Annotated in this window: 9 protein-coding genes, 1 tRNA gene and 1 pseudogene; 4 read left to right on the top strand and 7 right to left on the bottom strand. The window is 44.8% G+C overall.

Annotated features, from left to right (window positions below; translation table 11 throughout):
* The first annotated feature begins 4 nt into the window (after window positions 1-4).
* Window positions 5-76, top strand: a tRNA-OTHER gene (locus BWI93_RS10590).
* Window positions 77-131: 55 nt separating this feature from the next.
* Here the strand turns inward: BWI93_RS10590 and BWI93_RS10585 are convergent.
* The 6 genes and pseudogenes from BWI93_RS10585 to BWI93_RS10565 all read right to left on the bottom strand — a co-directional run bounded on the left by BWI93_RS10585 (window position 132) and on the right by BWI93_RS10565 (window position 7,061).
* Window positions 132-1,550, bottom strand: a complete 1,419-nt coding sequence (locus tag BWI93_RS10585; RefSeq protein ID WP_094811057.1) for a polysaccharide lyase family 1 protein — start codon at window positions 1,548-1,550, stop codon at window positions 132-134.
* Between the two features lie 286 nt (window positions 1,551-1,836).
* Window positions 1,837-2,127: a hypothetical protein gene (locus tag BWI93_RS10580; protein WP_141217427.1), complete on the bottom strand. Its 291-nt coding sequence runs from the start codon at window positions 2,125-2,127 to the stop codon at window positions 1,837-1,839.
* 983 nt (window positions 2,128-3,110) lie between these two features.
* Entirely contained in the window at window positions 3,111-5,342 is a 2,232-nt protein-coding gene (locus BWI93_RS10575; protein WP_255157797.1) for an FdhF/YdeP family oxidoreductase, read from the bottom strand.
* A gap of 80 nt (window positions 5,343-5,422) precedes the next feature.
* The gene (locus BWI93_RS29530) at window positions 5,423-5,908 is read right to left on the bottom strand and encodes a formate dehydrogenase accessory sulfurtransferase FdhD (protein ID WP_369679135.1); all 486 of its coding nucleotides are present in this window, start codon (window positions 5,906-5,908) and stop codon (window positions 5,423-5,425) included.
* An 11-nt stretch (window positions 5,909-5,919) separates the two neighbouring features.
* A pseudogene (locus BWI93_RS29525) lies at window positions 5,920-6,123 on the bottom strand (formate dehydrogenase accessory sulfurtransferase FdhD); the annotation flags it as partial.
* Between the two features lie 392 nt (window positions 6,124-6,515).
* Window positions 6,516-7,061 (bottom strand): cupin domain-containing protein, encoded by a 546-nt coding sequence (locus tag BWI93_RS10565; protein WP_094811053.1) that lies wholly within the window; start codon window positions 7,059-7,061, stop codon window positions 6,516-6,518.
* 305 nt (window positions 7,062-7,366) lie between these two features.
* On the opposite strand from BWI93_RS10565, the gene BWI93_RS10560 reads away from it, so the two are divergent.
* The 3 genes from BWI93_RS10560 to BWI93_RS10550 are packed head-to-tail and all read left to right on the top strand — an operon-like array spanning window position 7,367 to window position 9,384.
* Window positions 7,367-8,251 (top strand): hypothetical protein, encoded by an 885-nt coding sequence (locus tag BWI93_RS10560; protein ID WP_094811051.1) that lies wholly within the window; start codon window positions 7,367-7,369, stop codon window positions 8,249-8,251.
* A gap of 11 nt (window positions 8,252-8,262) precedes the next feature.
* On the top strand, window positions 8,263-8,793 hold the full coding sequence (locus BWI93_RS10555) for a hypothetical protein (RefSeq protein WP_176454192.1): 531 nt from the start codon (window positions 8,263-8,265) through the stop codon (window positions 8,791-8,793).
* Between the two features lie 27 nt (window positions 8,794-8,820).
* The gene (locus BWI93_RS10550; protein ID WP_094811047.1) at window positions 8,821-9,384 is read left to right on the top strand and encodes a HEPN domain-containing protein; all 564 of its coding nucleotides are present in this window, start codon (window positions 8,821-8,823) and stop codon (window positions 9,382-9,384) included.
* A 56-nt stretch (window positions 9,385-9,440) separates the two neighbouring features.
* On the opposite strand, the gene BWI93_RS10545 is transcribed toward BWI93_RS10550, so the two are convergent.
* Entirely contained in the window at window positions 9,441-12,665 is a 3,225-nt protein-coding gene (locus BWI93_RS10545) for a S41 family peptidase (protein WP_094811045.1), read from the bottom strand.
* Between the last annotated feature and the right edge of the window lie 251 nt (window positions 12,666-12,916).

The following is a 12,916-nucleotide window of genomic DNA, read 5'->3' as shown; positions in this document are numbered from 1 at the left end:
ACACCGCGGGATGGAGCAGTTGGCAGCTCGTTGGGCTCATAACCAAAGGTCACAGGTTCGAGTCCTGTTCCCGCTACTAAAAAAGCCGATCAGTACTGATCGGCTTTTTATTTTGTACCTACCTGGCTACACTACAGCGTATTCAGATAGACTTCCAGCATGGTATATCCGCTCTTATGAATTGTATTGCGATCCTCCGCATTGTTAGGATTCAGGCCATTCGCTTCCTCCCAGCGATCGGGCATTCCGTCTTGATCGGAGTCTAAGGGGGCCGCGGCAGTAGCGTACACGGGCCAGCCGCCTACCGCATTGGGATGATCAATGATACCAGGTTTGCCAAAACTACCCGAGCCTGAAGCCGTCCCTGAGCGGGTTTCATTCACAACCCGACTATCGACGACATCGCGTTTGGGCAACGTAGCCCCCGCTTTCAGTAACACCGATTCAAACGCCTGAGTAGCCGATTCCTGTTTGATGTCGGCCACGGCAAAAGCAGTGGTTGACTTGATTTTCGGACGTTCGGCTTCGGGAATAGGAGCCGCATCCAGTCCCAGCCAATTGTCATTGGTCAGATCGGCCCGTCCTTCCATGATATTTCCCGACAAGTGCCATCTTCCCACCCCATACTGACCATTCACGTCATAATCGCAACGCATAAACTTAATGGTATTGGGTGCCGCAGGACCGGGTTTGTAATAGTTGTTGACCATGTTGATCTCCGATTTTCCACCCGGAATATTGACGCTCCCTCCCGCACAGGCATTGTTATTCCCCCAGTTGTAGATTACGTTGTTCCGGTAATCAACCACTGCGGTAGTATCATGAGCCCGGGCTCCATTGAAGCGTATCGTACGGCTGTTCTGATGAGCAATCAGGTTGTGATGATACGAGGCGTACTGACCGCCCCACACCCCTCCGTACGATCGCGTTCCCTTGGCGTGACCGGCGTTGTACAGGCCTTCACTGACGATACTCCATTGTACGGTAACGTTTTTCGTGTCATACATCGCCGCACACTCTTCGTTGGCCCAGCTAAACGAGCAGTGATCCACAATGACGTTATGACAATTCTCCATGTCGAACCCATAAATACCTTTGGGATTATCGCCCCCCGGACGCGAACGCAGGTAGCGAATGATGATGTTTCCGTGATTGCCGCCCTGGCTGGCCGCCCGGGCTCCGTTGAGAATAAACGAATGCCCTTTCAGACAAATGCCATCGCCGGGAGCCGTTTGGCCGGCAACGGTAAAGTTGGATCGGGTTACTTTAATCTCAGACTGAAGTTCAATCGTCCCTCCAACCCGAAACACAATCGTGATCGGCTCACCAGGAAAAGCCCGCAGAGCCTCCCGAAAGCTTCCCGCACCACTATCGTTGAGGTTGGTCACTTCTACCACCTTACCGCCCCGGCCTCCAGTGGCATAGCGGCCAAAACCTTCCGCTCCGGGAAAAGCTAAGAGTTTTGCAGGTTCTTCCGGATTTACGTGGTCGGTACAGGAACTGGAAACCAGCGATAAAGCAAGGAGAGAAGTAATGGTTAATGCTTTCATGAAACTCAGGTTTTGTTTGAGCCGCAAAATTCAGCCCCACTCTACCCTATTCTCTGTACTATTTTTTCATTGTATAGTTAAATTTTAGCAATATATGGACTAGTATCTGATAATTTTGCCTGTCTATCTTCGTAGCTAGGAAAGACCTCTTTCGAAACAACTGATGATTTTTTATAAGCAGGCCCTTTTAAGCTAATGATCTATTAATCGTTATAAGAATGTCCCGTCTATACTGCTTCACTTGACACTTAACGTAAAACGAGATTTCCTATGTGACTTAAGCTCATTAATCCGTAGGTTTCATCCTGCCAACCGTTTCCACTTTTCCATCTTTATAGTTTACTTCTATCTGGGATGATTCAAAAGTGAAACCTGGTTTTTTTCCCATAAAATATCTCCAGGAATCGCTCTTTAATTCATTTCCCTCTAGTCCTACTATTTGAACAACCTCCGCTTTTGTTTTCCCAACCAATAATCTGCTATTGATAAGATCATCTTCCATTTGATAACGTGTCTCTTTTTCTGTAGCCCACCTATTTTCTGTAAAGGCGTGTTTAGGATAATAACTTGTGACCATAAAAAAAAGACAATACAACTTACAAAAAATACAGGCGTAGATAAAATCGTCAACAACCAAAGCATTAGCCTTCTATTCGTCTTATTTTCAATGCGTTTCTTCAACAAGTGATGGATTAAACTATATACAGGAATACCAAAAAGAGAAAGAATACTCAAGGGAACTAAAAAAAACATAACAGTTGCTGTGGCAATGAAAAATGTTTGCATACCGATAGGGATAATTCAATAAAACGTTCATTATCAGAAAATGTGGATTATTTTTTATAAAGGTAATCCACTATAACCTGAATTGCAGATGAATCCTAGTTGCTTTATAAACATAATTTAACGCTGAAATTCTATCTATTCTGAAACAACTTTAGTAACAAATAGTAGATTAACCCGTTAGACTACATGCCACCACTTCTAAACGGAACATGGTATACGTTTTTAGCTTCCCGGTTCATTCGTTCCAGCCTCGTAAATTCTTTGGCTAATCGCTTCTCTTTCTAATACACCCTGGCTACATGGGCAAAAGTCTGGATGGATCTGATCCATATACCTCTCCAACTTCTTTTAGTTTATGGTAACCCAGATCACTACCCCGCTTTCCACTTATCACCCCGCTTACTACTTATCACCGTAAAGGTAAACGCATTTACTTTGTAATTCAAAGTTCTTTGAAAAATATTCGCGATTTAAATCAATCATAGCCCAAGCATGTATCCGGGAAAATTTTAATCTGTAAGTGAAGCAAGTGATAAACTATAATTTCAAGTGTCTCATTAACGCTTAAACGAACAGGTGCCTATGTGTTAAACCCATACCTAGGTACAGATTAACACATAGCACCTGCCACTACTAGCACCTATTAACCTACCGTCTTATCCAGTTCAGGCTTATGCCTACGAATCTTAATCTTAACATACTTGGATGCCGGCATATTTGCCCCTTTCACCACATTATTAATCGATACCAAGACATTGGCTTCCGGGAAATACGTCATCGTACTTTTTGCGGAATCGAATATTTTACAACGATAAATAACGGAGCAACCCGCTCGATTCCATCATCATAATTGAACAAATCCACCTTATCGCCTTCTTTAAGTCCGGCTTTCGCCATATCTTTTTCGTTCATCATCACCACTCTCCGTTCATTGAAAATCCCGCGGTACCGATCGTCTAAACCATAAATAACGGTATTGAATTGATCGTGGGTTCGAGTCGTTCCCATCAGATATTCGTCGTCGGCCAGCGTATTATCCGGAATTGGGGTTACGTTAAACGCTGCTTTTCCGGGGTATGGTTCGCTATTGAATTTACCATCTCTGGCTGAATTCGGCAGATAAAACCCACCCTTTTGCACGACGCGTTCATTATACCTTTCAAAGCCCGGAATACACTGCTCCACATCCTCACGAATGGCGTCATAACTGTTCATGAACCGGTCCCAATCAATCACGGAACGTTCACCCAAAACCGCTTTCGCCATTCGGCAGGCCACGTGCGTTTCATTGATCAGGTGTTCCGAAATGGGTTCCAGTACGCCACGTGACGACTCGATCACGCCCATTGAGTTTTCCGTACTCACGTGTTGCAGCTCTCCATTTACTAGGTCTTTTTCACTTCGGGAAATAACTGGAAGAATCAAGGCTTCTTTGCCGTGAACCAAGTGGTTACGATTCAGCTTGATGGAAACGATTACGGACATTTCCAGCTTTCGCATCGCTTCGGCGGAATAGGTAGTATCGGGAGCGGCGGATAGGAAATTTCCGCCCATGCAGAACATAAATTTCACCTTCTCCTCGTGCATGGCTTTCAGTGCCTTCACCACATCGTAACCACCCGCTCTGGGAACGTTAAACCCGTAAAACGATTCCAGTTTGTCCAGTTGCTCTTTAGTCGGATGGTGATTGATTAGGAGGGTCCGGTTGCCCTGCACATTACTATGGCCCCGTACCGGACACACACCACCCCCTTTGATCCCAATACTGCCTTTCATCAGCAACAGATTCACCATATTGTAGATCATTTCCACGCCATTGGGCTGCTGCGTAATTCCCATTCCCCAAGCAATCAGGATTCGTTTCCGGGCGGCAATCAGTTGAGCTGCTTCGCTCAGTTTTTCAATCGAAACACCACAGGCTTCCGAAAGAAAAGCTAGGTCATACTGCTTCAATTCCTCCACCAGAGCGTCAAAACCGGCCGTTTTATTGGCGATGAACTCAAGATCGAGCACTTTTCCGGGATTTTTGGCTTCCTCTTCCAGCAATAGTATTTGCAGGGCTTTGAGCAAGGCCATGTCTCCGTTGATTTTAACGGGAAGATAGAGATCTGACAATTCGAGCGGTTTCTTCAGCAGGGCACTCGGACTTTGTGGATCTTTGAAACCCATCAAACCGGCTTCCGGTAGCGGATTAATGGCCATAATCTTCGCTCCGTTTTTCTTCCCCCGGGCTAAGGCCGAAAGCATCCGCGGAGAGTTGGTACCCGGATTCTGTCCGATGATAATGATGAGTTCGGAGTCGTAAAAATCTTCCAGCTTCACGGTTCCTTTGCCGATACCGATGCACCGCGTCAGGGCGTAGCCAGAGGTTTCGTGACACATATTGGAGCAATCCGGGAAGTTATTGGTACCAAACTCGCGGGCGAATAACTGATAAACCCAGGTCGCCTCGTTACTCGTTCTTCCCGACGTATAGAAGATGGCCTCGTTGGGGGAAGCCAGGCCGTTTAACTTTTCAGCAATTTTAGCGAAGGCCCCTTCCCAGCTGATGGGCTGGTAATGCGTTCCGCCCTGGGGCAAATACATCGGTTCCGCGATTCGGCCTAACTGACTAATTTCATAATCAGACCGTTTGGATAGGTCGTATACTGAATTTTCTCTGAAAAAGTCTGCCCCGATCTTTTTGGAAGTAGCTTCCTCGGCGAGTGCTTTGGCTCCGCTTTCGCAATATTCACCCAATCGCGAACGCTCATCGTCGGGATCGGGCCAGGCACAGCTGGGGCAATCGAAGCCGCCAAACTGATTCATGGCAAACAACGCTTTTCCACCCCGCAGCACCGAATCATTTTTTACCAGCTGCTCCACCGAATGCTTGACGGCCGGAGCACCGGCGGCCCAGCTTTTAGGTGATTTGTGTTTTAAATCCAACAACTGATGCGGGGGTTCTGCGGCAGGTAACGGACTGGTAGGATCTGCTATTTTTTTATCATTTTCATTCGTTTTCATAAGGCGGGTAGCTAAGATTTAAGTTTGGGTAGTAGTTAAGTTACTCGTGCGGGGTATCGGCAATACGAAAGCAAGCACTTTCAGTATCCCTCAATGTTAAAATGGCTTCCGGAATGGTATATATTGAATCGATTATGACGCATAAATCCCAGTAAAGTAACATCAAATTCCTTAGCCAGATCCACGGCTAGGCTGGAAGGAGCCCCGATCGCCGCAACTACCGAAATACCGGCCATGGCTGCTTTCTGAATCAGCTCGAAGCTGGCTCGGCCGCTTAGTACCAAAATCCGATCCCTAAGCGGTAATTGCCCGGTAAGGAAAGCATTTCCGATGAGTTTATCCAGGGCATTGTGCCTTCCGACATCTTCCCGCAGGGCCAGCAGATTTCCATCAAAATCAAAAAGTCCCGACGCGTGGATGCCGCCGGTAGCACTGAAATTGCTTTGGAAAGTTTGTAATTTTTCAGCGAGCTGATAAATCGTTTCGAGGCGAACGCCTGCGGTTTTTGGTCCAGTTTTTGAAAGGCACTGACCGTTCGGATGGAGGCGATGGAGCCTTTGCCGCAAACGCCACAGCTGGAAGTGGTATAAAAATTCCGATCGGCATGCATCAGTTGGGGCACGAAACCCGCGGCAAGCTCAACGATAATCACATTCTCAGCATTACGGGAACATACCGCCCGAGCATGATCAACGCTCCGGATCTGCTGCGGATCCGAAAGAATGCCTTCCGTGAACAAGAATCCAAGGGCCAGCTCGGCATCGTCGCCCGGCGTCCGCATGGTTACGGATATATTTTTGGTGATCGTTGTGGCCTGATCCTCATACGAAAATCTGATTTCCAAGGGCTCTTCCACGGAAACCGCATCAGTATAAGGAAAACGCTCGCCCTCCGTCACTTTCACGATTTCGATCTTGCGTACGGAGCTCTGTTTCAGGGTATGGGCTTTCATGCCAGTAAAACCGCTAACCCTGGGGTTTTGTTGCCTGCTCCTTACCCGATGGTCATAAGCTTAATTCAGCAGGTTACTTCTACGGGACGTAAAAGGTAGAGTGAAGGGAAAGGGCGGATGCGAACATACAGTATCAACACACATAGTAATACAGGATTCACGTGGGAATTTGTTGGTGACGCTTCGCTAGACACCAACAATGGCGGGAGCATTACTTAGGGTTATACGCAATACTTTTGAATCAAAGCTTCTTCAATCCCCTTCTTACGTCCCAGATAAGCCAGCACGCTAACCAAGGGCGTTGTGATGAGTCCTGCCAGACCCGTCAACCTCATATCGCTCATCACCGCACCTATTCCCATATGATAGAGATTACTAGGAATATTCGCTTTTGAATAGTGTCCATCCTGAGCTAAGCCACACAGAATTCTTAGTGTATTCTCCAAACCCGTAGAACCGGGAACTACCTTGTTGGTGAACGTAATAGGATGGTCGTTCTGATTAAAGAAACGGTGATTTTCTCCTTTTTTTACTAAATACGATTCTCCCGGTTTCAAAAATATCTTCTTTCCATGCTTCAATTCCATGCCTAATACTCCTTCCTGGGCAGTAAACAGTTCCGTATACGCTTTGTGGTAATGCATGGGATTACCGCCACCGGGCTCTAAAGAAATTTCAAGTTCAGAGTACGCACCGGAAGTTTCTTCAGAAGTAGTCACGAATACAATGGTTTCCTTCAGGGCAGGATTGTAAATGGTTCTTTTCATAGTCAATTTATGATTAGGAAGTCTTTTCTATAGGGATAGCCAGACTGTTATCTGCTTTATTTTGAATAATACTTATTAAGACATGTAATTTATATATATGTTATTATTTAATAAATTTCTTTTTTCAAGTAACGTTTCATTTGGCGTCAAGAACAGGCCAAGCCGTTGTTGATGACGCCTCGCTAAATCTTAAAGTGAGTTTAATTTATATTTAAAAATATAAGTTTTTCAAAAAATCCTTGTGTATATTGTTAAATACAAAAAAAATCCTTTATTTAAGGATTTAACTATCTACCAACTTCACTATGGGCATTTTCGACGGTTCATCTAAACAAATTGAATATTTAGATGAGGAAAGAAAAAAACTGTGGAATCGAGTTTTAATCATAGAAAAAACACAAAGTGAAATACAAAAACAATTAACTAAAAATGCTAGTGAATCTCAAAATGAAGCTGCACAACATTCAAAAAAAGCATCCGAATTCAAAAATAAGACTGAGAATAGGTTAGGAGAAGCCTCTTTATTAATTAAAGAAATTAAAGATCAATTATTGATCGCAAATAAAACTGTTGATGATTTAGAAAAAACCAAAACAAATTCTCATGAACACGAGAAATCTATAGAGTCAACAGTAAATTCCATTAATAATTTAGAAGCAGATATAAAAGTTCAATTCATTGAACTAAACAAAAGAATAAATAATATTAATGAATTTATATTAAAATATCCAAATTTAGATGTAAAATTAAATGATATAAGTTCTTTCATTGCTGAAATAGAGCAAAATCTAGAGAAATCAGGAATTAGTCTTTCTTCTATAAATAAGAGAAAAAAAGAAATTGATGATTTACATAGAGAAATATTTGGCTATATTCAAAATGATGCCAATGAAGATACTAAAGTAGAAGGTCTAAAATACGAGCTCGAAAAGTCTTATACAGAATTATCAAATCAGTTATCCAAATCTTTAGAGGAGGTTGACTCTTTAAGAAATGATTATCAAACAAAATTTATAGATTTTGAAAAAGAACATACAATTAAATATCAATCTATTAACAGTGAAATTAGAAGTCTTTTACCTAATGCTTTAACTGCAGGTCTTAGTTCTGCTTTTTCAGAGAAAAAAATAATGAAGAAAAATTTTCAGAAAAATTACAGAAAAACTTTAACAATGGAATTTATCTTATGATAGGCGTCAGTATGATTCCTCTTGTAATTAGTATTTTATTCCTATTACAGGGCTTTAAACTGGAAGACGTCATCATGAAATCTCCCAGATTGGTATTAGCTATAATACCTATGTATATACCTATACTCTGGTTTACCTACTCAGCTAGCAAAAAGATGAATTTGTCAAAAAGATTAATAGAAGAATATGCCCATAAAGAAGTATTGAGTAAAACTTACGAAGGCTTATCTACTCAAATATCTAACATAATTGACAAAGACCAGTCTGAGGAATTAAAGGTAAGATTGCTTTCAAATTTTCTACAGATTTCTTCAGAAAATCCGGGAAAATTAATTTCTAATTACGAAACTTCTGATCATCCAATAATGGAAGCATTAGAACAAAGTTATAAGTTTCAATTAACATTAGAACGTTTAGAAGGAATACCGGGATTTGGGAAATTAGCAGCAATTTTAGAAAGCAAGTCTAAGAACAAGTTAAATCATCGTAAAGAAAAAATAGAAAATCTCTTAAAAGATGAAATTGAAAAAGAAAATGACTAATTATCAAACATTTTAATATTTATCAAAATGGCATCATTGTTATTAACCAAAACCCCTTTGCAAATATTTAGCAAAAAACTTGTAAGTCTCAAACATTTACTATTGATTATAGACGATTTGAATGACAATCAAAATATTAATAAAAAGTCAATAAAAGAGTCCCATCTATTAAAATCTTACATAGTACTTTTAGTTTCATATTGGCAAGTATTTATCGAAGACTTATTACACCATTGTATAAAAAATATTTGCAATAATACTGTTGATTCAAGATTACACATTATTTTAAAAAACAATCTAAAAGAAAAAATTAAACATTTCAATACTCCTAATACAGATAAAATAGACTTAATTTTCTCAAGCGTAATTGGCATAGATAAAATTACACTGAAGCTCCAAGATTCAGTTAATAACAAAAAAGCTATAAATGATATATTGAAGATAAGACATCATATCGCACATACAGGATATTCACCAGAAACCTTGACCAAAGAAGACAACTTTGCCAAAATGGAAACACTATATAGCTCTGCACGGCAACTGGAAGAGTTGGCAATTAACTTCACAAATTCTCTTTCAATACGGATTTAGGCTATAAAAGTCAACCCTCGATCTTGCAAAATCGCGGTTGACTTTTATACGATTCATTACCTCACCTCTCCCAACAACACCTCAACCGCCTTTTCCAGTTGCTGATCTTTGCCGGTGCTTACCTGCTCGTAGTCGTTCCAGACTTTGATGTCGGGTTCGGTTTGCCAGTTTTCGAGGTATTTGCCGTTCATGGCTTTTACGCCCAGCGGCGGTACGCCCCAGCGAACGCTGTTGTCCTGTAGGGATTCCCAACCCGCGAAGGTACAGGTGCCCGGTACGGGCTGACCGACCAGTTTGCCCAGCTTCATTTCCTGCACGGTAAAGGCGTAGCAGTGACCGTCGGAATAATTAGCCTCGTTGGCCAGCGAAATGCTCGGCTTCGTCCAGCGGAAGTTGGGTTCGTAGCCGTTACTGCGGGTATCCGTGGTGTAATCCATGAACTTCTTGCCCGAAAGGAACATCGCCAGATCGGCCACGAGATCGCCTCCGCCGTTGAAGCGGGTATCAATGACAATTCCTTTTTTATCGGCATACTTGCCCATCACTTCTTCGTAAGTCATACGGTACGCTCCGTCGTTCATGCCCGGAATGTGTACGTAACCGAGTTGACCCTTGCTCAGGCGTTCGACTTCATCCTGATTACGTTTCACCCAGCGACGGTACAGCAGCGTACTCTCCTCACCCAGCGATACGGGCTTCACAATGATTTCGCGACGTTCTTTGCCGTCTACCACCGTCAGCAAGGTATTCTTACCCGCCTTACGGTTCAGGTACTGGGCCAGATCGCGGGCGGGCGTAATCGTTTCGCCGTCGATGGCTTCGATGATCATGCCGGGCTTTACGTTCAGATTCGCCTTCGATAGGGGACCATTGGCCAGCACTTCTTCCACCTTGATGCCGTTTCCGCTAAAGTTCGGATCGTAGAAAATACCCAGCGACGCCGTCTGATCGGCGTTGGCGTTGAAGCTTCCGTACGAAGAACCACTGTGCGACACGTTCAGCTCACCCAGCAACTCGCTTAGCATTTCCGAAAATTCGTAGTTGTTGCTGATGTGCGGCAGATACTTTTCGTAATCGGGTTTGTAGCTATCCCAGTTGATGCCGTGGTAGCCGCCCGTATAGAAGGTCTCTTTAGTGCGACGCCATACGTGCTCGAACATAAACTGCCGCTCGGCCAGCGTATTCAGCATCATTTCACCGCTGACGTTGATGCCTTCCTGTTTCGAGGTAGCCGGATCAATTTTCACAATGCGACCGTCCGTATTCAGGAAAATGTTCTTCTGGTCTTTGTCCCACACCATTGAGCCCCCACCGGAGTTCAGCGGAATCAGCATTTTGGTTTCTTTGGTACGCAGGTTCGTCGACCACAGGTTATAGCCTTTCTCAAAACGGGCGAGGTAATACAGCGTTTCACCGTCTTTACTGATCAGGGCATCAGCTAACGAAGCCGAATGGATGGTCAGTTTCGCCTTACGATCCGCCAGTCCTTCCCACTCGATCAGGATATTTTTGACGCTGTCCTTCTTGGCAACTTTAGCGTCCTTCTTCTTGGTAGTATCGGCTTTCGCGTTTTTTTCGTCGATGTCCTTCGCCAGAGCCGCCTCTTCCTTACTCAATTTAAACTTGTCAAAGGCTTCCTGCGTAAAGAACATCGCGTATACGTCTGAGGTACCGCCGCCGCTCATGGCCGCCGCCCGCAAACCGTCGCGGTTACTGAACCAGAGCATGGCTTTACCCCCCATGACCCACTTGGCCCGGAAATCCTGGAAACCACTTTCGGTCAGGTTGCGTACTTTCCCCTTGCCGCTGGCCTCTACGATACCGATTTCTCCGGCGGCGATGCCCGGCATGCTGTAATCAAACAAGAACCATTTACTGTCGGGACTCCACTGGAAGTACTGGTCATTATCCCGCATCGAGAATAATTCCTTATCGGTCAGAATACTACGGGTCTGCTTGGAGGCGATGTTGTATACCTTCAGCGTCATCCGGTTTTCGATAAAGGCGATTTCCTTGCCGTCGGGCGAATACTCCGGCTCGTAGTTTTCCTTGCTGTTGTCGATAATCGGGGTTTCCTTGATCAGCGTGGAAGCGTAGAAATAGGGTTCTTCCTTGCGGGTAATCCGGGTTTCGTAGATCTTCCAGGTATTACCGCGTTCGGACGCGTACAGCAGGGCTTTGCCATCGGGCGAGAAGCTGACGTCGGTTTCCTGCTCAGGGGTGTTGGTAATGCGTTTGGTAATACCACCTTCAAGGGAGCTGACGAATACTTCCCCCCGGAACAAGAAAGCAACTTCTTTGCCATTGGGTGATACAGCCATACCGCGAACACCACCGCTGACGGGCAGTACTTTTTCATTGTTGCTACGGGCATCGGCGGCGATGCTAATACTCAGCTTTTGCGGTTTGCCGCTGGGCTGCATCGTATACAGATCACCGTCGTAGCTAAAACACAGCGTACCGTTCTGAGCCTGACTCAAAAACCGTACGGGGTGTTTTTTGAAGGAAGTCAGGGCCTGCGGCTGCGTCGGATTGTCCAGCGAAAGTTTGTAGACGTTGAAGGAGCCGTTGCCTTCGCTCAGGTACACCAAACTTTTATCGTTATCGGCGAAAATCGGATTCCGGTCTTCTCCGGCAAAGGTGGTGAGTTTGGTATGCTTCTTGGCTTTGGCATCGTACACCCAGATGTCCCGCGTAATGGAGGAAACGTGGTGCTTCCGCCAGGCGTTTTCGCCGCCTTTTTTATCGTGGTATACCAGCTTGTTGCCGTCTTTACTAAATTTCACGTCCTCAGCGGGCGTCGTAAAGAGCTGCTCGACGCGGCCACCCTGTAGGGAGACTTTGTACAATTCCGGTTGTGATCCCGTCGGGAACTGTCGGTTGCTGGCCACGTCCATGCGGGCAGAACCAAACACGACCTGCTTCCCATCGGGCGTAAACTCGTAGGGGTACTCGGCCGCCGAGTGGTACGTCACGCGTTTGGCCTCCCCGCCGTCGACAGCAATGGTGAATACATCGAAGTTTCCGTAACGATCCGACGCAAAGGCGATGGTTTTGCTATCGCGGGACCATACGGGCATGAAGTCATGGGCTTCGTGGAACGTCAGCGGTGTGGCGACACCACCCGTAGCGGCCACTTTCCAAAGATCACCTTTGTAGGTGAATACGATCGTTTTTCCATCGGGCGAAAGGGCCGGATATCGCAGCCAGGAAGGCGTTTGCTGGGCCTGCGAAACCAGTGCCCAACTGACCAGCAGTAAGGCGGTAATAATCTTTTTCACGGGAGAATGTTAGTTTGAGACAAACAGGCAAGATAAGAGTTTTCTTCGTTTGTTTTTAGGGAATTTGAGTGGATGTGAGGAGTAGTAGGTGTTTTTCTATAATGTTTATTTTATAGAGTCAAAAACTAGGCTTCTTTTGGGGGCTTGATTTGGTTCATACAATCAGTATTTCGTCCCGCAACCATGGCTGGTTTTTTAGTCCGTATGCATTCCATGCCGGGCATCCCATGCCGGCACGCCCACCGCTGACT

Origin of the sequence: Siphonobacter sp. BAB-5385 (assembly GCF_002261125.1) — a bacterium.
Classification (GTDB): domain Bacteria; phylum Bacteroidota; class Bacteroidia; order Cytophagales; family Spirosomataceae; genus Siphonobacter.
The sequence above is the reverse complement of the archived record's forward strand: the minus strand, read 5'-3'. Positions and strand labels throughout refer to the sequence as shown.